Source organism: Pseudomonas protegens (assembly GCF_003363755.1).
Lineage (GTDB): Bacteria > Pseudomonadota > Gammaproteobacteria > Pseudomonadales > Pseudomonadaceae > Aquipseudomonas > Aquipseudomonas danubii.
In genome coordinates, this window is sequence record NZ_CP031396.1 from 5654412 (window position 1) to 5675966 (window position 21555).

Here is a 21555-nt window from a genome sequence, read left to right on the forward strand (position 1 = left end):
GGCCCGGCGGCTCAGGCCGGCAACAGGCGGGTTTCGGGGGCGCCGGCGCTGTCGGCTGACCGCGGCATGCGGGTCAGGCGCAGGGCATTGAGCACCACGGTCAGGGAACTGATGGACATGCCGATTGCAGCCCAGACCGGAGTGATCCAGCCCAGGGCGGCGAACGGCAGCATCAGGCCATTGTACAGCCCGGCCCAAAGCAGGTTCTCGATGATTACCCGGCGGGTCCGGCGGGCCAGGCTGAAGGCCTGCACCAGTGCGTCCAGGCGGTTGGACAGGAGCACTGCATCGGCGCTGGTTTTGGCCAGGTCGGTGGCCGAACCCATGGCCACGCTGATGTCGGCGGCGGCCAGCACCGGCACATCGTTGACCCCGTCGCCGAGCATCAGCACTTTGCGGCCCTGTTGATGCAGCTGTTGCAGTACCTGCAGCTTGTCATCCGGGCGCAGGCCACCACGGGCCTCGTCGATCTGTAGTTCGGCTGCGACGCTGGCCACCATCGGTGAGCTGTCCCCGGACAGTAGCAGGGTATGCCAGCCGCGAGCCTTGCAGGCGGCCAGGAGGGCTGGGGCGTCGCTGCGCAGCCGGTCATCGAGCACCAGCCAGGCGAGGGCACCCTGGCTGTCACCCAACAATAGCCACTGGCCGGCTTCATCGGGCATCGAGGGCACCGGGCAACCGCTGAGTTCGCAGACGAATGCCGGCTGGCCGATGCGCAAGCGCTGTGTGCCCACCAGGCCTTCCAGGCCCAGCCCCGGGCTGCTGGTGACCTCTTCGGCCGCTACTGGAGCACGGCCGAAAGCCCGGGCAATAGGGTGCTCGGAGCGGTTCTCCAGGGCGGCCGCGAGGCTCAGGCAGTCATCGCTGGACAGCGGCCCCAAGGGGCGAATGGCGCGCAGTGCCAGGCGTCCTTCGGTGAGGGTGCCGGTCTTGTCGAAAATCACCGTGTCGATCTGGTTCAGGCCTTCGAGCACATGGCCGCGGGTCAACAGCAGACCGAGCTTGTGCAGAGTGCCGGTGGCGGCGGTCAGGGCCGTTGGGGTGGCCAGGGACAGCGCGCAAGGACAGGTGGCAACCAGCATGGCCAGGACGATCCAGAAGGCGCGCGAGGCATCCAGTTGCCACCACAGCAGGCCGATGGCTGCTGCAGCGATCAATGAAAACAGCAGGAACCACTGGGCCGCGCGGTCGGCTACCTCCGCGAGCCGCGGTTTCTCTGCCTGAGCCCGATCCAGCAGGCGGACGATGGCGGACAGCCGGGTGTCCTGGCCCAGGGCCTGAACCTCCACCGTCAGCGCGCCTTCGACGTTCAGGGTGCCGGCAGTGACGCTATCTCCCAGGCTGCGTGGTTGCGGCAGGTACTCGCCGGTGAGCAGGGATTCGTCGATGCTCGACTGGCCGTCGAGGATCTTGCCATCGGCCGGCAGCACCGCGCCGGGATGCACCAGTACCCGGTCGCCCAGGCGCAGTTCGGTGAGCAGGATGCGTTCACTCTGGCCGTCCTGGCCCAGGCGCAGGCAGGAGGCAGGCAACAGGTTGACCAACTGCGCTGTGGCCGCCGCGGTGCGTTCCCGGGCCCGACGTTCCAGGTAGCGGCCGGCGAGAAGGAACAGCGCGAACATGCCCACAGCGTCGAAGTACAGTTCGCCGACACCGCTGATAGCGGTCCAGATTCCCGCCAGGTAGGCCCCGCCAATGGCCAGGGACACCGAGACATCCATGGTCAGGTGACGGGTGCGCAAGTCGCGCATGGCGCCCTTGAAGAAAGGTGCGCAACTGTAGAACACGATGGGAGTGGTGAGGAACAGTGCGACCCAGCGCAGGATGGTGTGCAACTCCGGGCTCAGGTCGATATTGAATTCCGGCCAGGTGGCCATGGTCGCCATCATGGCCTGGAACCACAGCAGTCCGGCGACCCCCAGCTGGCGCAGGGCCAGGCGGTTTTCGCTGGCCAGTTGCTCGGAGGCGCGGTCCGGCTGGTAGGGGTGGGCGGCGTAGCCGATGTGCCGCAGTTCGCTGAGAACCTGGCTCAGGGGCAGTTGGCTATCGGCCCAGCGCACATGCAGGCGATGGTTGGAAAGGTTGAGGCGGGCCTCGACCACTGCTGGCAGGCTGCGCAGGTGTTTTTCGATCAGCCAGCCACAGGCGGCGCAACTGATGCCTTCCATGAGCAGTGTGGTTTCCGCCAGCTCGCCTTCGTGGCGGACAAAGGGCTGTTGCACGTCGGCACGGTCGTACAGTGCCAATTCGTCCAGCAACTGCACAGGCAAGGCTTCGGGGTTGGCCGAGGCTTCACTGCGGTGGCTGTAGTAATGCTCCAGGCCGCCAGCAACAATGGCTTCGGCCACCGCCTGGCAGCCCGGGCAGCAGAACTCCCGAGGCTCGCCGAGCACGACGGCGGTGAACCGGCTGCCAGTGGGAACCGGCAGGGCGCAGTGGTAGCAGGGCAGTGGCGTGGTCATCGGCGGTCTTTGTGGTCGGGAAAAAACTCATCGCCGGCCAGTCGCCTGCAACCCGGGTGACGGGGAGGGCGGCGGGCCGGCGATGGACGACAGGTGTTGTTCAGTTCAGGTCTTCCGCCCCTTGTAGCGGCTCATCGCCCAGCAGCAGGTCTTTGTCGTGGCTGACTTGTTCCTCTTCGAACATGCGCCAGGTCTTGTCGCCTTCGACTCCCAGCAGCTCGACGAAGCGCCGGCCTTCGACCTGATCGCTCAACTGGCCAATGTAGCGACCTTGTTCGGTTTCGCTGCGGGTGAGGGCGATCTTGCGGTCTTTCTCGGGCTGGGTCGGCGAGATCAGGTTCAGCTCCAGGGTCTTGGGCTGGCTGTTACCGCTCAGGCGCAGTTCCACTTCGCCGGTCAGTTCGTCGAGGTGCACGTTGGCGCGCATCTTCAGGGTCTGGGCCAGCAGTTCACGGTCCAGGGAGCGGTTGATGCCCTTGCCAGCCTCGTAGTAGTTGTCGTTGACCAGGTTGTCCGGGTTGTTCACGGCAATGGTCACCATGGACAGGGTCAGGGTCACCGAGCAGGCGAGGATGCCAATGATGATCCAGGGCCAGAGGTGTTTGTACCAGGGGCTGGTGGTGGTAGCTGCGGGCATGATCACTTCTCTTGGCTCTTAACGAATTTGTGGGCCGATGAACCGGCTCTTGGCTTCAACGTGGACGCTGTCATCGTCGGCATCCTTGAGGATGAACTTCACCTCGTTGGTGGTCGATGGCAGTTGCTCTGGAGCGATGGACAGTTCCACTGGCATGCTGACGATATCGCCGGCCTCCACGTGGATCTCGCGCTTGCCTTGCAGCTTCAGGTCCGGCAGGCCAGCGGCATCGAGCACGTAGGTGTGGTCGCGCTGGTCCTTGTTCATGATCTTCAGGCTATAGACGTTTTCGATCCGGCCTTCTGAGTTTTCGCGGTAGAGCACCCGGTCCTTGCTGACATCGAAGCCCACCAGCGAGCGCATGAAGAACGCGGTGACCAGCAGGCTGATCATGGCCAGTAACACCAGGGCGTAACCGATCAGGCGCGGACGCAGTTTATGGGTTTTCTGTCCGGAGAGGTTGTGTTCGGTGGTGTAGCTGATGAGTCCGCGTGGGTACTCCATCTTGTCCATGATGCTGTCGCAGGCGTCGATACAGGCGGCGCAGCCGATGCATTCGATCTGCAGGCCATCTCGGATATCGATGCCGGTGGGGCAGACCTGGACGCACATGGTGCAATCGATGCAGTCGCCCAGACCCTGGGCCTTGTAGTCGGCGCCTTTCTTGCGTGGGCCACGGCTTTCACCACGGCGCGGATCGTAGGACACGATCAGGGTGTCCTTGTCGAACATCACGCTCTGGAAGCGCGCATAGGGGCACATGTAGATGCACACTTGCTCGCGCAGCCAACCGGCGTTGCCGTAAGTGGCCAGGGTGAAGAAACCGACCCAGAAGTACGACCAGCCATCGGCCTGGCCCGTGAAGAACTCGATGACCAGTTCGCGGATGGGCGAGAAGTAGCCGACGAAGGTCATGCCGGTGACGAAGCCAATCAACAGCCAGAGGCTGTGCTTGCTGAGTTTGCGCAGGAACTTGTTGGCGCTCATGGGCGCCTTGTCCAGCTTGATGCGCTGATTGCGGTCGCCTTCGGTGACTTTCTCGCACCACATGAAAATCCAGGTCCAGACGCTCTGCGGGCAGGTGTAGCCGCACCAGATACGTCCGGCATAGACGGTGATGAAGAACAGGCCGAAAGCGGCAATGATCAACAGTCCCGAGAGCAGGATGAAGTCCTGGGGCCAGAACGTGGCGCCAAAGATGAAGAACTTACGTTCCGGCAGGTTCCACCAGACGGCCTGGTGACCACCCCAGTTGAGCCACACGGTGCCGAAGTACAGCAGGAATAATCCGGCGCCGCCCAGCATGCGCAGATTGCGGAACAGGCCAGTGAAGGCGCGGGTGTAGATTTTTTCCCTGGAGGCGTAGAGGTCGACGCTGTTGGTCGCGTTTTTGGCAGGCGGGGTAACGTCTTGTACGGGAATCTGGTTGCTCATCATTGCATCCCACGGCAGTGGAAAAATGCCTCGGCCAGTACATGCCGGCCGGGGTCAAAAGGGGTGTTGCAGTGGCGCAATGATACGCCTGTAGCTCTAGCGCAAGGGTGCGACCTTTGGTCGCGTTGGGGGAAATCAACTGATGGTGTAATGACTTGAATCAATTGACTTACGAATTATGGACCCATTTGCAGGCGGCGCCGTTCAATTCTTCCAGGGAGTGATCAGGCGGACTCCGCAGGCCTCAAAGTCCTTCTTGTTCTAGAAATGTTACTACCGGGTTGCCGGGAAGGGTGATCCACCGTCGAGCACCAGCCGATGCAAGGCGCAAACAAAACGGCCCCGTCAATTTTCATTGGCGGGGCCGTTGGGTATTGCTTTCAGGCGTCGGTCTTACTCGGCGTCGGCCTGCTTGTTACCGTGGGACAGGCTGTAGACATAGGCGGCCAGCAGGTGAACCTTGTCATTGCCTTGCAGTTGTTCCTGGGCAGGCATCACGCCCTGACGGCCATGACGAATGGTCTGCTGCAGTTGGGCGAAGCTCGAGCCGTAGATGAAGGCTGCCGGGTGAGTCAGGTTCGGGGCGCCCATGGCCGGTGTGCCTTTGCCTTCCGGACCGTGGCAGACCGCGCAGTTGGCGGCGAACAACTTCTGACCATTGACCGGGTCGGCCTTGATGCCTTCCGGCAACTTGCGGCCGTCGAGGTTGGTCAGGACATAAGCGGCAACGTCACTGACGCCCTGTTCCTTGATCACGTCCACCCAGGCCGGCATCACCGCGTGGCGACCGCCCATGATGGAGGCCTTGATGGTTTCCGGCTCGCCGCCCCAACGCCAGTCGGCGTCAGTCAGGTTAGGGAAGCCATAGGCGCCCTTGGCGTCGGAACCGTGGCAGACCGAGCAGTTGGACGCGAACAGGCGACCGCCCATTTTCAGGGCTTGCGGGTCCTTGGCCACTTCTTCGATAGGCATGGCGGCGTACTTGGCGAAGATCGGACCGAACTTGGCGTCCGACTTGGCCATTTCCTTTTCCCACTCATGCACACCGGTCCAGCCGGGCTGGCCGTTGGCAAACGGGGTCTGCTTCTCGTTATCGAGGTAGTTGTAGCCCGGCAGGACGCCTTTCCAGTTGCCCAGGCCCGGGTACAGCACCAGGTAACCCAGGGCGAAGACGATGGTGCCGACAAACAGCATGAACCACCACTGTGGCAGCGGGTTGTCGTACTCCTCGATCCCGTCGAAGGAGTGGCCGACCGTCTCGTCGGTCTGCTCGGTGCGCTGGCCCTTGCGGGTCGACAGCAGCAGCCAGGTCAGGGCGAAGATGGTACCCAGACTGAGGACTGTGACGTACAGACTCCAGAACGTAGTCATTCTTTGTTACTCCTAGAAGCTTGCTCGACGTGCTTGATGGCGTCGGGATCATCCGCGAACGGCAGCAAGGTCGCGTCTTCAAACTCGGACTTGCGCTTGGGGCTGAACACCCAGAGCGCCAAGCCGATGAAGGCCACCATCACAACAAGGGTGCCCAGGCCACGAATCATCCCGATATCCATCTAGATCACCGTTTGCTTTTGATGATGGTGCCCAGGCCTTGCAGATAGGCCACCAGCGCGTCCATTTCGGTTTTGCCCTTCACAGCATCCTGGGCGCCGGCGATGTCTTCGTCGGTGTAAGGGACGCCGAGTGTGCGCAAGACTTCCATTTTCTTCGCGGTGTCTTTGCCGTCGAGCTTGTTTTCTACGAGGAACGGATAAGCCGGCATCTTCGACTCGGGGACCACGTTGCGCGGGTTGTACAAGTGCGCACGCTGCCAGTCATCGGAGTAGCGGCCGCCGACACGGGCCAGGTCCGGACCGGTACGCTTGGAGCCCCACAGGAACGGGTGGTCCCAGACGCTTTCACCGGCCACCGAGTAGTGGCCATAGCGTTCGGTTTCAGCGCGGAACGGACGGATCATCTGCGAGTGGCAGCCGACACAGCCGTTGGCGATGTACACGTCGCGGCCTTCCAGTTCCAACGCGGTGCGCGGCTTCATACCCTCCACCGGCTTGTTGGTAACGTCCTGGAAGAACAGCGGAACGATCTGGGTCAGGCCGCCGATGCTGACGGCGATGACCATGAAGAAGGCCAGTAGGCCAATGTTCTTCTCGACTACTTCGTGCTTCATCAGTGAGCTCCAACTACAGCGATCTGAGCGGCGGCTTCAGCTTCAGCCGGGTTCGAGGCGCGAACGGTGCGGAACACGTTGTACGCCATGATCAGCATGCCGGCGGCGAAGAACGCACCGCCCAGAGCGCGGACGATAAAGCCCGGGTGACTGGCTTGCAGCGCTTCGACGAAGGAGTAGGTGAGGGTGCCGTCATCGTTGATTGCACGCCACATCAGGCCCTGGGTAATGCCGTTGACCCACATCGAGGCGATGTAGAGCACGGTACCGATGGTGGCCAGCCAGAAGTGGGTGTTGATCAGGCCGGTGCTGTGCATCTGCTGACGACCGAAGACTTTCGGGATCAGGTGGTACAGGGCGCCGATGGAGATCATTGCTACCCAGCCCAGAGCGCCAGCGTGTACGTGGCCGATGGTCCAGTCGGTGTAGTGCGAGAGCGAGTTGACGGTCTTGATCGCCATCATCGGACCTTCGAAGGTCGACATGCCGTAGAACGCCAGGGACACCACCAAGAAGCGCAGGATCGGGTCGGTGCGCAGCTTATGCCAGGCACCCGACAGGGTCATCATGCCGTTGATCATGCCGCCCCAGCTGGGTGCCAGCAGGATGATCGACATGGCCATGCCCAGGGACTGGGCCCAATCCGGCAGTGCGGTGTAGTGCAGGTGGTGCGGACCGGCCCAGATGTACAGGGTGATCAGCGCCCAGAAGTGCACGATGGACAGGCGATAGGAGTAGATCGGACGCTCGGCCTGCTTGGGTACGAAGTAGTACATCATCCCCAGGAAGCCGGTGGTCAGGAAGAAGCCCACGGCGTTGTGGCCATACCACCACTGGATCATGGCGTCAGTCGCACCGGCATAGGCCGAATAGGACTTGAAGAAGCTGACCGGCAGGGAGGCGTGGTTGACGATGTGCAGCATCGCGGTCACCACGATGAAGGCACCGTAGAACCAGTTACCGACGTAGATGTGCTTGGTCTTGCGCTTGGTGATGGTGCCAAAGAACACCAGGCCGTAGGTGACCCAGACGATCGCCAGCAGGATGGCCAGGGGCCATTCCAGTTCGGCGTATTCCTTGGTGGTGGTGTAACCCAGTGGCAGGGTCACGATCGCGCCGACGATCACCGCTTGCCAACCCCAGAAGGTGAAGGCCGCAAGGCTGTCGGAAATCAGTCGCGTCTGGCAGGTTCGCTGCACGACATAGTAAGAGGTGGCAAACAATGCACATCCACCGAAGGCGAAGATCACCAGGTTGGTGTGCAGCGGGCGCAGGCGTCCAAAGGTCGTCCATGGCAGATCGAAGTTCAACTCCGGCCAGACCAGTTGCGAGGCGATGAAGACACCGAGCCCCATGCCAAGGATCCCCCAGACCACCGTCATGATGGCGAACTGGCGGACTACCTTATAGTTATAAGCAGTCGGACTGATTGCTGTGCTCATTCTAAGGTTCCACGGTTTGGGTGTTTTATTAGGGATAAAAATCGGCCGCAAGTATGGAGAAAGCAGGGGGTCATTGCAACGCGCCATGACCTGGGTCAATGCGTTCCATGCCTGATTCTGCGGCCTTTCCCTATGCCGAGTAGGGACAAAAATTGCCCTCGGACAAAATGTCGCAGTGGACAAAAAACTTGGGGTGTCAGGTCAGTTGTAACCGGGTGTGTGGAAGTCCGCGGATCAGCTGACAGGTGGTAAGCCAGTCGACAGCCGGTATAAACCAGCCTTTGCGGCCTGTCATCGAGCGAAAGCTTCGAACGTCAAGGATACCGATGGCCTGTGACCGGTCATTGCCAGTCCACTTCGGGGCAAGCTTAGACCTGATTCGGATCAGTGCAAAGGCGATGGGGGAGAGGGGTGCGACACTTGGTCGCAAAGAGGCAGGAGGGAAAGCTTCAAGCGGCAAGCTGCAAGTGAAATCTCGCAGCTTGCCGTTGATCTTTTACTGATCGCTTTCTGCTTGTGGCTTGTTGCTGTTGTGGTGGGAGAGGCTGTACACGTAGGCGGCCAGCAGTTGCACCTTGTCATTGCCGAGCAGTTCGCTCTGCGCCGGCATATGACCCTGGCGACCGTGGCGGATGGTCTGCTGCAGTTGCGCCAGGCTGGTGCCGTAGATGAAGCCGGCAGGCTGGGTCAGGTCGGGCGCGCCCATGATCTGGGTGCCCTTGCCGTCGGCGCCGTGACAGGCCACGCAGGTGGTGCTGAACGCTTGCTGCCCGGCCACCAGGTCGGCGTCGCTGTCCGCTGGCAGGGGCAGGCCGGCCAGTTCGTGACGGACATAAGCCGCTACGTTCTTCACGCCTGCTTCCTTGAGCACTTCACCCCAGGCCGGCATGGCCGCCATGCGGCCGCCCATGATGGTGGCCTTGATGGTGTCGGCGCTGCCGCCCCACCGCCAGTTGTCGTCCGCCAGGTTGGGGAAGCCGAAGGCACCCTTGGCGTCAGAGCCGTGGCACACCGAGCAGTTGGACGCGAACAGGCGTCCGCCCATCTTCAGTGCTTGTGGGTCCTTGGCCACTTCTTCCACGGGCATGGCTGCGAATTTGGCGAAGATCGGCCCAAATTTCACATCCGCCTTGGCCATTTCCTTTTCCCATTCCTTGGTCTGGGTCCAGCCGTCTTCATAGCCCGGCAGAATGCCTTTCCAGTTGCCCAGGCCCGGGTAGAGGATCAGGTAGCCCACGGAAAACACCAGGGTCCCGGCGAACAGCAGGAACCACCATTGCGGCAGGGGGTTGTCGTACTCCTCGATGCCATCGAACGCGTGGCCCATGGTCTGGTCCACGCTGCCCTTGGTTTCACCCTTGCGGGTGCCGACCAGCAGCCAGGTCAGGCCGATCAGGCTGCCGATGGTCAGTACGCAGATCCACGTACTCCAGAAGGTGGTCATGGCCGAATGCTCCTTGTTGCAGGCTCTTGAGGTTGAGCGTCATCAGTTGTATTGCCGGCCGGTGCCGCACCCGGCATCGGGTCGTCGGCGAAGGGCAGCAGGCGTGCCTGGGCAAACTCGGGATTGCGTTTTGAGTTGAACACCCAGATCGACAGACCGACGAAGGCGATCATCACCACCAGGGTCCCGAGCCCGCGGATCATGCCGCTATCGAGTTCAAAACCCATGGCTCACCTCTTGCTCTTGATCGCAGTGCCAAGCACTTGCAGGTAGGACACCAGGGCGTCCATCTCGGTCTTGCCCTTGAGCGAGGCGGTGGCCCCGGCGATGTCGTCGTCGGTATAGGGCACGCCGAGGGTGCGCATGACCTTGAGCTTGGTTTCGGTATGGCTGCTGTCCACCGCTGCTGTCACCAGCCACGGGTAGGCCGGCATCTTCGACTCGGGCACAACGTTGCGCGGGTTGTACAAGTGCGCACGGTGCCAGTCATCGGAGTAGCGGCCGCCGACACGGGCCAGGTCCGGACCGGTACGCTTGGAGCCCCACAGGAACGGGTGGTCCCAGACGCTTTCACCAGCCACCGAGTAGTGACCGTAACGTTCGGTTTCAGCGCGGAACGGACGGATCATCTGCGAATGGCACTGTACGCAGCCTTCGCGGATGTAGATGTCGCGGCCTTCCAGTTGCAGGGCGGTGTAGGGCTTCATGCCTTCCACCGGCTTGTTGGTGACGTCCTGGAAGAACAGCGGGACGATCTGGGTCAGACCGCCGATGCTCACCGCGAAGACCATCAGCAGCATCAGCAGGCCGACGTTTTTTTCAATCGTTTCGTGTTTCATGGCGGACTCCTCAGGCCATCTGCGCAGCGGCGTTGACTTCGGCTGGCACGGCGGCACGCACGGTGCGCCAGGTGTTGTAGGCCATCAGGAACATGCCGCTGAGGAAGATCGCACCACCGACCAGTCGCACGATGAAGCCTGGGTGGCTGGCCACCAGGGTTTCGACGAAGGAGTAGGTGAGGGTGCCGTCTTCGTTGACTGCACGCCACATCAGGCCCTGGGCGATACCGTTGACCCACATCGAGGCGATGTAGAGCACGGTACCGATGGTGGCCAGCCAGAAGTGGGTGTTGATCAGGCCGACGCTGTACATCTGCTCGCGACCGAAGACTTTCGGGATCAGGTGGTACAGCGCGCCGATGGAGATCATCGCCACCCAGCCCAGAGCGCCGGCGTGAACGTGGCCGATGGTCCAGTCGGTGTAGTGGGACAGGGCGTTGACGGTCTTGATCGCCATCATCGGACCTTCGAAGGTCGACATGCCGTAGAACGCCAGGGACACCACCAAGAAGCGCAGGATCGGGTCGCTGCGCAACTTATGCCAGGCACCCGAGAGAGTCATCATCCCGTTGATCATGCCGCCCCAGCTTGGCGCCAGCAGTACCAGGGACATCACCATCCCCAGGGACTGAGCCCAGTCCGGCAGTGCGGTGTAGTGCAGGTGGTGCGGACCGGCCCAGATGTACAGGGTGATCAGTGCCCAGAAGTGCACGATGGACAAGCGATAGGAATACACCGGACGCTCGGCCTGCTTGGGTACGAAGTAGTACATCATCCCCAGGAAGCCTGCGGTCAGGAAGAAGCCCACGGCGTTGTGACCGTACCACCACTGCACCATTGCATCGGTCGCACCGGCATACACCGAGTAGGACTTGGTGAAGCTGACCGGCAGTTCCAGGTTGTTGACGATGTGCAGGATGGCCACGGTGATGATGAAGGAGCCGAAGAACCAGTTACCCACATAGATGTGTTTGGTCTTGCGCTGCATCACGGTGCCGAAGAACACAATGGCGTAGGCCACCCAGACAATGGTGATCAGGATATCGATCGGCCATTCCAGTTCGGCGTATTCCTTGGAGCTGGTGTAGCCCAGTGGCAGGCTGATAGCCGCCAAGAGGATGACCAGCTGCCAGCCCCAGAAGCAGAACGCGGCGATTTTCGGCGCGAACAACTGAGTCTGACAGGTGCGTTGCACCGAGTAGAACGAGCTGGCAAACAGTGCGCAGCCGCCAAAGGCGAAGATCACCGCGTTGGTGTGCAACGGACGTAGACGGCCGAAGCTGGTCCACGGTAGGTCGAAGTTGAGTTCAGGCCAGACCAACTGGGCAGCGAGAAAAACCCCGAGCCCCATGCCGACGATGCCCCACACCACCGTCATAATGGCGAATTGGCGGACCACCTTGTAGTTGTAGGCGGTACTGATAGAAGTGTTCATGGTTCCCCATCCACGGTTCAGCTGAAGTGAAAGCGACTGCGCACGGCAAGGCGCGCTCACTTCGTCTGGAGTTATAGGCAGACTAAAAGCGAGGCAAGCATGAGCAATGAGCACAAGGCCAGTATTGACGGGGATCAATGGGCGCAGTGCGTGCGGAAACGGGGCTGGTTATGGGAGGTCGCCGCTGTTGCCAGCCCGTTGCAGGCTCCGACCCTGATCCTGGCCCATGGTGCCGGCGCGCCGATGGACAGCGGCTTCATGAACGACATCGCTGTACGCCTTGCCGGGCATGGGGTGAACGTCTTGCGCTTCGAGTTTCCCTACATGGCCCAGCGGCGCCTGGATGGCGGCAAGCGCCCGCCCAACCCGGCACCCAAACTCCTGGAGTGCTGGCGCGAGGTGCATGCCTTGGTGCGACCTTATGTCACTGGGGTTCTGGCGGTGGGCGGCAAGTCCATGGGCGGACGCATGGCCAGTTTGCTGGCCGATGAATTGGCTGCCGATGCCCTGGTGTGCCTGGGCTATCCCTTCTATGCCACCGGCAAGCCTGAGAAGCCGCGGGTGGCGCACTTGGCCGAGTTGGCGACGCCGAGCCTGATCGTGCAGGGCGAGCGTGACGCCCTGGGCAATCGCCAGGCGGTCGAAGCCTACTCACTGGCACCGAGTATCGAGCTGTATTGGCTGACGGCCGCTGATCACGATCTCAAGCCCCTGAAGGCCTCCGGTTGCACCCATGAGCAGCACCTGGAGTCTGCGGCGACCAAGGTCGCTGCGTTCCTGCAAACACTGGCCTGATCCTGTAGGTGCGAGCTTGCTCGCGAAGCGCTCACCCGGCCCTCGAATTGGTATCGCGGCGTAGATCTGTCGCGAGCAAGCTCGCTCCTGCGGCTGTTGGGCGAGTTCGCAGGCATAAAAAAACCGCAAGCCGGTGCTTGCGGTTTTTTTGTCGCCGGCCCGGGGGCTTAGCGGTTGAAACGCTCCACCAGCGAGTACTGGGTGTGGGCGGTGCGGGTCAGGGCTTCGCTGAGTTCGGCCGAGTGCTGGGCCTGCTCCGAAGTCTGGTCCGCCAGTTGCGCGATGGTGCTGATGTTGCGGCTGATCTCTTCGGCCACCGAGCTTTGCTCTTCGGTGGCGGCAGCGATCTGGGTGGTCATGTCGGTGATGTTGGCCACCGCTTCACTGATGCCCACCAGCGCCTGGTCGGCTTCCAGCACTCGCGCCACGCCTTCTTCGGCCTGACGGTGACCGGCGTCCATGGTTTGCACGGCGGTGGCGGCGGTTTGTTGCAGCTTGGCGATCAGGGTGTGGATCTGCCCGGTGGACTCGCTGGTGCGCTGGGCCAACTGGCGCACTTCATCGGCGACCACGGCAAAGCCGCGGCCCATTTCCCCGGCGCGTGCCGCTTCGATGGCCGCGTTCAAGGCCAGCAGGTTGGTCTGGTCGGCGATGCCCTTGATCACATCCACTACACCGCCGATCTCGTCGCTGTCCTTGGCCAGCTGGGTCACGGTCAGGCCGGTTTCGCCCACCACCACCGACAGGCGCTGGATGGCTTCACGGGTTTCCCCGGCGATGTCCCGGCCACGACCGGTGAGGCGATTGGCTTCCTGGGTGGCGTCGGCGGTGCGTTGCACGTGGCTGGCCACTTCCTGGGTGGTGGCGGCCATCTGGTTGACCGCGGTGGCCACCTGCTCGGTCTCTACCCGCTGACGTTCCAGGCCGCTGGAGCTGTTGTGGGCCAGGGTGTCGGACTGGCGAGCCTGCTCGTTGAGGTGCTCGGCGGTATCTTGCAGGCGGGTCAGGCAGGTCTTCAGGCGCGCTTCCTGGCTCAGGATCGACATTTCCAGGCGTGCCTGGGCGCCGCGGCTGTCGGTGTACATCTGGGCGATCAGCGGGTCGGAGGTGGTCTGCTCGGCCAGGCGCAACAGGCGCTTGAGGCCGCGTTGCTGCCAGCTCAGGCCCAGCAGGCCCAGCGGCACCGAGAGCGCCGCAGCCAGGGCAAAGCCCCAATGGGAGTTGAGCCAGGCGCCGATCATGAAGCTCAGTTGGCTGACCAGAATGAAGGGCAGCCAGTCCTGCAGCACCGGTAGCCACTTGTCACGCTTGGGAATGGCCGACTTGCCGGAGTTGATACGCTGGTAAAGCGCTTCGGCGCGGCGGACTTGTTCGGCGGTGGGCTTGACCCGTACCGATTCGTAACCCACCACCTGGTTGCCTTCGAACACCGGAGTCACATAGGCGTTGACCCAGTAGTGGTCGCCGGTCTTGCAGCGGTTCTTGACGATGCCCATCCATGGCAAGCCTTGTTTCAAGGTGCCCCACATGTGCGCGAACACTGCCGCTGGGACATCAGGGTGACGGACCAGGTTGTGCGGCGCGCGAACCAGTTCTTCACGGGAGAACCCACTGATCTCGACAAAGGCATCGTTGCAGTAGGTGATCACGCCTTTGGCGTCGGTGGTGGAAATCAACCGTTGTTGAGCCGGGAAGGTACGTTCGCGCTGAGTGACAGGCTGGTTATTACGCATGGTTTTTCAATCCGCAAGGCTTTGATGGGTTGTCGGCCGCTTCAGCCGATTATTGAAATTATTTTTCAATAATCGGCGCTGGGTCTCATTAGGCAGAAGCTGTCGCTTGCAAAATGCGCCACCGAGGTTCCGATGGCGTTGGCGAGGCGTTAATCATTGATCTTCTTCCTTGATAGTCAATTGTCCTGAAGTACTGGTTTGGGCAACTTTTCGCTGGGTTACCCGGCGAGCATCGGATAGCTGAACAGGCCGAAATGCAGCAGATTGAGACCGAAGTGCGTGGCAATCGCCGCACCCAGGCCCCCAAAGCGATAGGCCAGACCGTAGCCGACCCCGGCGATGGTCGCCAGTAGGGTCCATTGCCAGCCAGCACCCAGGTGTACCAGGCCAAATAACAGGGCCGCACACAGCAGTGCCAGGTTCTCACCATAGGGAAGGGCCTTGAATTTACGGCTCAGGCCGCCCTGGATGTAACCCCGGAACAGCGCTTCCTCCACCAGGGTGACCAGCAGCAGATTGTTCAGCACCCACAACCAGGCCTGATCCGGCCATTTCGGCGCCCAACTGATGATTCCCAGCAGCAATGCTCCGCCCAATGCGGCGATTGCGCACAACGTCAGGGCCAGAACCGTTGCGTAGAGCGACAGACGTAGTGAGCGCCGACCGACGATCCAGGGGCAGACCAAGAGCAGCCAGAAGCCGATCAGCGGTTTGTCCTGATTCAGGTACATGGAGAAGGGCACGGCGTCGTCGGTAAAGCGCTGCGGGTCGATGGCCCGGCCGTTGTAGAAGCCTGGCAGCCAGTGCATGGCCAGAGCCAGGGCGAGCACCACGAACAGGCCGTGGCCCAGGTATTGGCCGATGCGGCTGCGTTTCTGGCGTACGGCAAATCCGGCGCAGAGCAGCAGGAAGATCGAGAGGGCGGCCAGCAGCCCCAGTTGCCCGTAGCTCAGGGCCAGTGCGTAGCCGATAGAAAGGAGTGCCAGATACATCCATGGCAAAGCGGTCATGTGGAATCCTTGTTGCAAAAAGAAAGAGGTATTGCAGAAACGTTGTTCAGCGGCGGATCTGTAGTCGCCATTGCGACCGGTGAGTCAGCTTTGGCGGGCGGCAAGTATAACCAGCTGAGTTTTGTTCGACAGACCGACGAAAAACACCGCCCTGAGGCGGTGTTTTATTTCGTGGTGGATCAGGATGCAATCAGTTGGCGCAACACGTAGTGCAGGATCCCTCCGGACTTGAAGTACTCGACTTCGTTCAGCGTATCGATGCGGCACAGCACCTCGATTTTCTCCTGGCTGCCATCCTCACGGGTGATCACCAGGGGCAGGTTCATCCGCGGGGTCAGTTCCACGTCGCTCAGGCCGAGGATGTCCAGGGTCTCCTTGCCGGTGAGTTTCAGGCTCTTGCGGTTCTGGTCGAGCTTGAACTGCAAGGGCAAGACCCCCATGCCCACCAGATTGGAGCGATGGATGCGCTCGAAGCTTTCGGCGATCACCGCCTTGACCCCCAGCAGGTTGGTGCCCTTGGCGGCCCAGTCACGGCTGGAGCCGGTGCCGTATTCCTGACCGGCGATGACCACCAGCGGCGTGCCCGAGGCCTGATATTTCATGGCCGCGTCGTAGATCGGCATTTTCTCGCCGCTGGGGATGTAGAGCGTATTGCCGCCTTCTTCGCCGCCGAGCATTTCGTTGCGGATGCGGATGTTGGCGAAGGTGCCGCGCATCATCACTTGGTGATTGCCCCGACGCGAGCCGTAGGAGTTGAAGTCCCGCGGTTCCACGCCCTTGTCCCGCAGGTAGCGGCCGGCCGGGCTGTCGGCCTTGATGTTGCCGGCGGGAGAGATGTGGTCGGTGGTCACCGAGTCCCCCAGCAGCGCCAGCACCCGTGCACCGTTGACGTCCTTGATTTCCGGCAGGGGGCCGGCAATGTCGTCGAAGAAGGGAGGGTGCTGGATATAGGTCGAGTCGTCCTGCCAGACATAAGTGGCCGCCTGTGGCACTTCAATGGCTTGCCATTGGGCGTCACCGGCAAACACCTCGGCGTATTCCTTGTGGAACATCCGTGTGTTGACCTGGGCCACGGCCTCGGCGATTTCCTGGCTGCTGGGCCAGATGTCCCGCAGGTACACCGGCTGGCCATCCTTACCTTGACCCAGCGGTTCGCTGCTGATGTCGATACGTACCGTGCCGGCCAGGGCATAGGCCACCACCAGGGGCGGGGAAGCCAGCCAGTTGGTTTTGACCAGGGGATGCACCCGGCCTTCGAAGTTGCGGTTGCCCGACAGCACCGAAGCCACGGTAAGGTCGGCTTGCTGGATGGCTTTCTCGATCGGTTCCTGTAGCGGACCTGAGTTGCCGATGCAGGTGGTGCAGCCATAGCCCACCAGATCGAAGCCCAGTTGGTCCAGGTAAGGCGTAAGTCCGGCGGCTTTATAGTAGTCAGTCACCACCTTGGAGCCTGGAGCCAGCGAACTCTTGACCCAGGGTTTGCGCTGCAGGCCCTTTTCCACGGCTTTCTTGGCCACCAGGCCTGCCGCCATCATCACGCTAGGGTTGGAGGTGTTGGTGCAGGAGGTGATGGCGGCGATCACCACCGCGCCGTTTTTCAGGCGATAGGTCTGGCCTGCGTCCTGGTAGTCGGCTTCGCCCACCAGGTCGGCATTGCCCACGGCGACACCGCCGCCGCCCTCGCTTTCCAGGCGACCTTCTTCCTTGCTGGTGGGCTTGAACTGCAGGTCGAGGAAGTCAGTAAAGGCTTGGGCCACATTGGGCAGCGCAACCCGGTCTTGTGGCCGTTTGGGGCCGGCGAGACTGGCCTCCACGGTGCCCATGTCCAAGGCCAGGCTGTCGGTGAACACCGGCTCCTTGCCCGGCAGGCGCCACAGGCCCTGGGCCTTGCTATAGGCCTCCACCAGTTTCACCAACTCGGCAGGGCGCCCGGACAGGCGCAGGTAATCCAGGGTGATGTCGTCCACTGGGAAGAAGCCGCAGGTGGCGCCATATTCCGGGGCCATGTTGGCAATGGTGGCGCGGTCTGCCAGGGGCAGGTCGGCCAGGCCATCGCCATAGAACTCGACGAACTTGCCCACTACGCCCTTCTTGCGCAGCATCTGGGTCACCGTCAGCACCAGATCGGTGGCGGTGATGCCTTCCTTGAGCTTGCCGGTGAGTTTGAAGCCGATGACTTCCGGAATCAGCATCGACACCGGCTGGCCGAGCATCGCCGCTTCTGCCTCGATCCCGCCCACGCCCCAGCCCAGCACGCCGAGGCCGTTGATCATGGTGGTGTGGGAGTCGGTGCCCACCAGGGTGTCGGGGAAGGCGTAGGTGCGGCCATCCTCGTCCTTGGTCCAGACCGTGCGCCCCAGGTATTCCAGATTGACCTGGTGACAGATGCCTGTGCCCGGCGGCACCACGCTGAAGTTGTCGAAGGCGCTCTGGCCCCAGCGCAGGAAGGCATAGCGTTCGCCGTTGCGCTGCATCTCGATGTCGACGTTCTGTTCGAAGGCGCTACTGCTGGCGAACTTGTCCACCATCACCGAGTGGTCGATCACCAGATCCACCGGGGACAGCGGGTTGATCCGTTGTGGATCGCCACCGGCCTTGGCCATGGCAGCGCGCATGGCGGCCAGGTCGACCACGGCGGGCACACCGGTAAAGTCCTGCATCAGGACGCGAGCGGGTCGGTATTGGATCTCCCGGTCGGAGCGACGCTCCTTGAGCCAGGCGGCGAGGGCCTTGAGGTCGGCGCCGGTGACGGTCTTGTCGTCTTCCCAGCGCAGCAGGTTTTCCAGCAGGACTTTCAGCGACATGGGCAGGGCGTCGATATCGCCCAGGCTCTTGGCGGCGTCCGGCAGGCTGAAATAGTGATAAGTCTTGTCGTCGACTTTTAGGGTTTTAAGGGTTTTCAGGCTATCGAGGGATGGCATTGAATGACTCCTTGTGGCCCGCACGGCTACGGGCCTGTGATACGGACAGAGGGTTAACCTAGCTCTGTTTGGGGCTTATAGCTAATCACTGGACTCCTGGGGTCAGTCCAAGGTTCCGAACTCGGTTATGATGCGCCGGTTTTCGTGACAGGCTTTGCTACAGGGCAGGTTTGCGCATCGATTCGTCGCCATTTGCCCAGGAGATTCAATGAACACCCTGTTTATCCATTGCCGGCCCGGTTTCGAGGGCGAAGTCTGCTCCGAGATCGCCGACCACGCGGCTCGGCTGAATGTCGCCGGCTACGCCAAGGCCAAGCCCAGCACTGCCTGCGCCGAGTTCATCTGCACCGAGGACGATGGCGCCCAGCGCCTGATGCAGGGGCTGCGCTTTGCCGAACTGATCTTCCCACGGCAGTGGGCCCGCGGCGGCTTCATCGAATTGCCGGAAACCGACCGCATCAGCGTGATCCTGGCCTACCTGGCCGGCTTTCCCCAGTGCGGCAGCCTGTGGCTGGAGGTGGTGGATACCAATGACGGCAAGGAACTGTCGAACTTCTGCAAAAAGTTCGAAGGTCCGCTGCGCAAGGCCCTGAGCGCTGCCGGCAAGCTGGTGGAGGATGCCGCCAAGCCGCGCTTGCTGTTGACCTTCAAGAGTGGGCGTGAAGTCTTTGTCGGCCTGGCGGATGCCGGCAACTCGGCCATGTGGCCGATGGGCATTCCACGCTTGAAGTTCCCCCGGGAAGCGCCAAGCCGTTCGACCCTGAAACTGGAAGAGGCCTGGCACCACTTCATCCCCCGGGATCAGTGGGATGAGCGTTTGCACAGCGACATGACCGGGGTCGATCTGGGTGCGGCGCCAGGAGGCTGGACCTGGCAGTTGGTCAATCGCGGCATGCTGGTGACCGCCGTCGATAACGGCCCTATGGCTGAAAGCCTGATGGACACTGGCCTGGTGCAACACCTGATGGCGGACGGCTTTACCTTCAAGCCGCGACAGCCGGTGGACTGGATGGTCTGCGACATCGTCGAGAAGCCGGCGCGCAACGCCGCACTTCTGGAAACCTGGATCGGCGAGGGCCATTGCCGCGAGGCCGTGGTCAACCTGAAGCTGCCGATGAAGCAGCGTTATGCCGAAGTGAAGCGTTTGCTGGAGCGGATTGAAGAGGGCTTCAAGGCGCGGGGAATTCGGGTGGCGATTGGCTGCAAGCAGCTGTATCACGACCGCGAGGAAGTGACCTGCCATCTGCGGCGCCTGGATGTGAAAAAGCCCAAATCGGCGTAGCCCTCGTCATAGCGTCGGATGCCCCGCAGGAGCCCGCTTCTACATAAGCAGGCTCCTGGGCGTGGGGTGTTGTGGCGACGCCCGCAGGAGCCCGCAACTGATGACCCGATGGCACCATTGCGCGACAATGGCCGCCTGTTTCAGGAGTGAACCATGAGTCAAATCATCGATACGCCGGTTGACGGCACCCTCGACGCCACCGGCCTTAATTGCCCCGAGCCGGTGATGATGCTGCACCAGCACATTCGCGACCTGCCCGCAGGCGGGCTGCTGAAGGTGATCGCCACCGACCCTTCCACCCGCCGCGACATTCCCAAGTTCTGCGTGTTCCTCGACCACGAACTGGTGGCGCAGCAGGAAGAGGCCGGCACCTACCTCTACTGGATTCGCAAGAAGCTCGATTAACCCGCCGAACGGCCGATGCGGATCTGCTTGCGCGCACTGCGTGTCAGGCGGATCAACAGCATCAGCGCGGCGCAGGTCAAGCCGGCAATCAACCCCTCCCACAGACCGCTCGGGCCCCGGGCCGCTCCGAACCAATCGGTCAGGCCCAGGGCGTAGCCCACCGGCAAACCAATCCCCCAGTAAGCGAACAGGGTCAGGATCATGGTCACCCGAGTGTCCTGATAGCCGCGCAGCGCGCCAGCGGCGGTGACCTGAATGCCATCGGAAAACTGGAACAATGCCGAGTACACGATGAGCATCGAGGCTACCTGGATCACCATCGGGTCGTTGGTGTAGATCGAGGCGATGGGTTCACGCAGCAGGTACATCAGGCTTGCCGACAGGCAGGCGTAGGCCAGTGCCGCGCCCATGCCGACTCCGGCGCTGAAGCGTGCGTCGCGCGGTTGCTGACGGCCCAGAGACTGGCCGACCCGCACCGTTACGGCCATGGCCAGGGAGTAGGGGATCATGAACATCAGGGCGCTGACGTTGAGGGCAATCTGGTGTCCGGCCACTACCGTGGCACCCAGGCTGCCGATCAACAGGGCGATGACCGCGAAGATGCTCGACTCGGCGAACACCGCGATGCCGATGGGCAGGCCGACACTCACCAGGCGCTTGATCACCGCCCATTGTGGCCAGTCGAACCGGCTGAACAGCTGGATCTTGCGATAGGCCGGTGCCCAGTGAACCCAGCCGGCCATGCCCAGCATCATGGCCCACATCACGATCGCCGTGGCCCAGCCACAGCCGACGCCGCCCATGGCCGGCACACCGAAGTGGCCATAAATGAAGATGTAGTTGATGGGGATGTTGAGGGCCAGGCCACAAAGCCCGATGACCATGCTCGGCACTGTGCGGCCCAGGCCGTCGCTCAAGCAGCGCAGCACGTAGTACAGCGCTACAGCCGGCAGGCCGCTGGCGATGCCGTGCAGATAACCCATGCAGGGCTTGATCAGTTCCGGATCAACCTTCATCAGGTGCAGTATCGGTTCGGCGCTGATCAATATCAGCGTGGCCGAGAGGCCCGTCACTACCGCCAGCCACAGGGCCTGGCGCACCACTGGACTGATCTCGTGCAGCTTGCCGGCACCAAAGCGCTGGGCCACTTTGGGTGTGGTGGCCAGCAGGGTGCCGGTCATCAGCAGGAACACTGGAATCCAGATTGAGTTGCCCAGGGCTACGGCCGCGAGATCCCGCGGACTGACCCGACCGGCCATGACGGCATCGACAAAGCCCATGGCGGTGGTGGCCACCTGGGCAATCATGATGGGCAGGGCCAGTCGCAGCAGGTCGTGCAATTCGCGGCCAACCCGTGCAGGGCGGCTGGTGGCTGGGGTGATGGGGGTGTCGGTTACGGAATTCACGGGGCGTAGCGTCCATAGGCGTGTTGCGCGGGACGCGACAGTCTACGCGTTGACACTCTGGTCAGGAAAAAATCCAGTGTTGTGGATTTGTAATGGCCGGCCGCGGGGAAATGAGCGCTCGACCTCAAGCCGCGCTGGCTCGG

19 protein-coding genes are annotated in these 21555 nt (G+C 62.1%); 4 read left to right on the forward strand and 15 right to left on the reverse strand.

Features of this window, described 5'->3' with window-relative positions; translation table 11 throughout:
• Positions 1-11: 11 nt before the first annotated feature.
• The 11 genes from DWF74_RS25670 to ccoN (DWF74_RS25720) all read right to left on the reverse strand — a co-directional run bounded on the left by DWF74_RS25670 (position 12) and on the right by ccoN (DWF74_RS25720) (position 11860).
• Positions 12-2462 carry a heavy metal translocating P-type ATPase gene (locus DWF74_RS25670; protein ID WP_110596942.1) on the reverse strand — a complete coding sequence of 817 codons (2451 nt, stop codon included), beginning with the start codon at positions 2460-2462 and terminating at the stop codon, positions 12-14.
• 100 nt (positions 2463-2562) lie between these two features.
• On the reverse strand, positions 2563-3099 hold the full coding sequence (locus DWF74_RS25675) for a FixH family protein (protein ID WP_102863801.1): 537 nt from the start codon (positions 3097-3099) through the stop codon (positions 2563-2565).
• Between the two features lie 18 nt (positions 3100-3117).
• Positions 3118-4533, reverse strand: a complete 1416-nt coding sequence (gene ccoG, locus DWF74_RS25680) for a cytochrome c oxidase accessory protein CcoG (RefSeq protein WP_102863800.1) — start codon at positions 4531-4533, stop codon at positions 3118-3120.
• A 393-nt stretch (positions 4534-4926) separates the two neighbouring features.
• Complete coding sequence (gene ccoP / locus DWF74_RS25685) at positions 4927-5904, reverse strand: cytochrome-c oxidase, cbb3-type subunit III (RefSeq protein ID WP_102863799.1); 978 nt, start codon at positions 5902-5904, stop codon at positions 4927-4929.
• Entirely contained in the window at positions 5901-6086 is a 186-nt protein-coding gene (locus DWF74_RS25690) for a CcoQ/FixQ family Cbb3-type cytochrome c oxidase assembly chaperone (RefSeq protein WP_011060239.1), read from the reverse strand. The genes ccoP (DWF74_RS25685) and DWF74_RS25690 overlap by 4 nt, the downstream gene beginning before the upstream one ends.
• Positions 6087-6091: 5 nt before the next feature.
• Positions 6092-6700: a cytochrome-c oxidase, cbb3-type subunit II gene (ccoO, locus tag DWF74_RS25695; protein ID WP_102863798.1), complete on the reverse strand. Its 609-nt coding sequence runs from the start codon at positions 6698-6700 to the stop codon at positions 6092-6094.
• Positions 6700-8142, reverse strand: a complete 1443-nt coding sequence (gene ccoN, locus DWF74_RS25700; RefSeq protein WP_102863797.1) for a cytochrome-c oxidase, cbb3-type subunit I — start codon at positions 8140-8142, stop codon at positions 6700-6702. Before ccoN (DWF74_RS25700) ends, ccoO (DWF74_RS25695) begins: the two co-directional genes overlap by 1 nt.
• Before the next feature lie 496 nt (positions 8143-8638).
• Positions 8639-9586, reverse strand: coding sequence for a cytochrome-c oxidase, cbb3-type subunit III (gene ccoP / locus DWF74_RS25705; RefSeq protein WP_102863796.1), 948 nt, complete (start codon positions 9584-9586; stop codon positions 8639-8641).
• Positions 9583-9813 carry a cbb3-type cytochrome oxidase subunit 3 gene (locus tag DWF74_RS25710; RefSeq protein ID WP_016967269.1) on the reverse strand — a complete coding sequence of 77 codons (231 nt, stop codon included), beginning with the start codon at positions 9811-9813 and terminating at the stop codon, positions 9583-9585. Before DWF74_RS25710 ends, ccoP (DWF74_RS25705) begins: the two co-directional genes overlap by 4 nt.
• A gap of 3 nt (positions 9814-9816) precedes the next feature.
• The gene (gene ccoO, locus DWF74_RS25715; protein ID WP_102863795.1) at positions 9817-10425 is read right to left on the reverse strand and encodes a cytochrome-c oxidase, cbb3-type subunit II; all 609 of its coding nucleotides are present in this window, start codon (positions 10423-10425) and stop codon (positions 9817-9819) included.
• Positions 10426-10435: 10 nt separating this feature from the next.
• Positions 10436-11860, reverse strand: a complete 1425-nt coding sequence (gene ccoN, locus DWF74_RS25720; RefSeq protein WP_110596940.1) for a cytochrome-c oxidase, cbb3-type subunit I — start codon at positions 11858-11860, stop codon at positions 10436-10438.
• A gap of 99 nt (positions 11861-11959) precedes the next feature.
• Between ccoN (DWF74_RS25720) and DWF74_RS25725 the strand changes: the two genes are divergently transcribed.
• Positions 11960-12655 carry an alpha/beta family hydrolase gene (locus tag DWF74_RS25725; RefSeq protein ID WP_115581953.1) on the forward strand — a complete coding sequence of 232 codons (696 nt, stop codon included), beginning with the start codon at positions 11960-11962 and terminating at the stop codon, positions 12653-12655.
• Between the two features lie 167 nt (positions 12656-12822).
• Here the strand turns inward: DWF74_RS25725 and DWF74_RS25730 are convergent, their stop codons facing one another.
• Positions 12823-14388 (reverse strand): methyl-accepting chemotaxis protein, encoded by a 1566-nt coding sequence (locus tag DWF74_RS25730; protein WP_102863792.1) that lies wholly within the window; start codon positions 14386-14388, stop codon positions 12823-12825.
• Between the two features lie 218 nt (positions 14389-14606).
• The gene (locus DWF74_RS25735; RefSeq protein WP_115581954.1) at positions 14607-15398 is read right to left on the reverse strand and encodes a CPBP family intramembrane glutamic endopeptidase; all 792 of its coding nucleotides are present in this window, start codon (positions 15396-15398) and stop codon (positions 14607-14609) included.
• Positions 15399-15407: 9 nt separating this feature from the next.
• On the opposite strand from DWF74_RS25735, the gene DWF74_RS30500 reads away from it, so the two are divergent.
• Complete coding sequence (locus DWF74_RS30500) at positions 15408-15608, forward strand: hypothetical protein (protein WP_162884121.1); 201 nt, start codon at positions 15408-15410, stop codon at positions 15606-15608.
• On the opposite strand, the gene acnA is transcribed toward DWF74_RS30500, so the two are convergent.
• On the reverse strand, positions 15578-18319 hold the full coding sequence (gene acnA / locus DWF74_RS25740; protein ID WP_110596938.1) for an aconitate hydratase AcnA: 2742 nt from the start codon (positions 18317-18319) through the stop codon (positions 15578-15580). The genes DWF74_RS30500 and acnA overlap by 31 nt on opposite strands.
• Positions 18320-18527: 208 nt before the next feature.
• Between acnA and rlmM the strand changes: the two genes are divergently transcribed.
• Together rlmM and tusA are read left to right on the forward strand one after the other, a co-directional pair.
• Positions 18528-19601 (forward strand): 23S rRNA (cytidine(2498)-2'-O)-methyltransferase RlmM, encoded by a 1074-nt coding sequence (gene rlmM / locus DWF74_RS25745; protein ID WP_102863789.1) that lies wholly within the window; start codon positions 18528-18530, stop codon positions 19599-19601.
• A 153-nt stretch (positions 19602-19754) separates the two neighbouring features.
• On the forward strand, positions 19755-20006 hold the full coding sequence (tusA, locus tag DWF74_RS25750; RefSeq protein ID WP_047302965.1) for a sulfurtransferase TusA: 252 nt from the start codon (positions 19755-19757) through the stop codon (positions 20004-20006).
• On the opposite strand, the gene DWF74_RS25755 is transcribed toward tusA, so the two are convergent.
• Positions 20003-21412, reverse strand: a complete 1410-nt coding sequence (locus DWF74_RS25755; protein WP_115581955.1) for an MATE family efflux transporter — start codon at positions 21410-21412, stop codon at positions 20003-20005. The two genes, tusA and DWF74_RS25755, sit on opposite strands and share 4 nt — an antisense overlap.
• Positions 21413-21555: the final 143 nt, after the last annotated feature.

Bases quoted from the DNA above. Each gene is read 5' to 3' on its own strand.
- DWF74_RS25675 (WP_102863801.1), bottom strand. From the start codon at position 3,099: ATGCCCGCAGCTACCACCACCAGCCCCTGGTACAAACACCTCTGGCCC.
- acnA (WP_110596938.1), bottom strand. From the start codon at position 18,319: ATGCCATCCCTCGATAGCCTGAAAACCCTTAAAACCCTAAAAGTCGAC.
- ccoP (WP_102863796.1), bottom strand. From the start codon at position 9,586: ATGACCACCTTCTGGAGTACGTGGATCTGCGTACTGACCATCGGCAGC.
- ccoN (WP_110596940.1), bottom strand. From the start codon at position 11,860: ATGAACACTTCTATCAGTACCGCCTACAACTACAAGGTGGTCCGCCAA.
- DWF74_RS25735 (WP_115581954.1), bottom strand. From the start codon at position 15,398: ATGACCGCTTTGCCATGGATGTATCTGGCACTCCTTTCTATCGGCTAC.
- ccoN (WP_102863797.1), bottom strand. From the start codon at position 8,142: ATGAGCACAGCAATCAGTCCGACTGCTTATAACTATAAGGTAGTCCGC.
- DWF74_RS25725 (WP_115581953.1), top strand. From the start codon at position 11,960: ATGAGCAATGAGCACAAGGCCAGTATTGACGGGGATCAATGGGCGCAG.
- tusA (WP_047302965.1), top strand. From the start codon at position 19,755: ATGAGTCAAATCATCGATACGCCGGTTGACGGCACCCTCGACGCCACC.
- ccoP (WP_102863799.1), bottom strand. From the start codon at position 5,904: ATGACTACGTTCTGGAGTCTGTACGTCACAGTCCTCAGTCTGGGTACC.
- rlmM (WP_102863789.1), top strand. From the start codon at position 18,528: ATGAACACCCTGTTTATCCATTGCCGGCCCGGTTTCGAGGGCGAAGTC.
- ccoO (WP_102863795.1), bottom strand. From the start codon at position 10,425: ATGAAACACGAAACGATTGAAAAAAACGTCGGCCTGCTGATGCTGCTG.
- ccoG (WP_102863800.1), bottom strand. From the start codon at position 4,533: ATGAGCAACCAGATTCCCGTACAAGACGTTACCCCGCCTGCCAAAAAC.
- DWF74_RS25730 (WP_102863792.1), bottom strand. From the start codon at position 14,388: ATGCGTAATAACCAGCCTGTCACTCAGCGCGAACGTACCTTCCCGGCT.
- DWF74_RS25670 (WP_110596942.1), bottom strand. From the start codon at position 2,462: ATGACCACGCCACTGCCCTGCTACCACTGCGCCCTGCCGGTTCCCACT.
- ccoO (WP_102863798.1), bottom strand. From the start codon at position 6,700: ATGAAGCACGAAGTAGTCGAGAAGAACATTGGCCTACTGGCCTTCTTC.
- DWF74_RS25710 (WP_016967269.1), bottom strand. From the start codon at position 9,813: ATGGGTTTTGAACTCGATAGCGGCATGATCCGCGGGCTCGGGACCCTG.
- DWF74_RS25690 (WP_011060239.1), bottom strand. From the start codon at position 6,086: ATGGATATCGGGATGATTCGTGGCCTGGGCACCCTTGTTGTGATGGTG.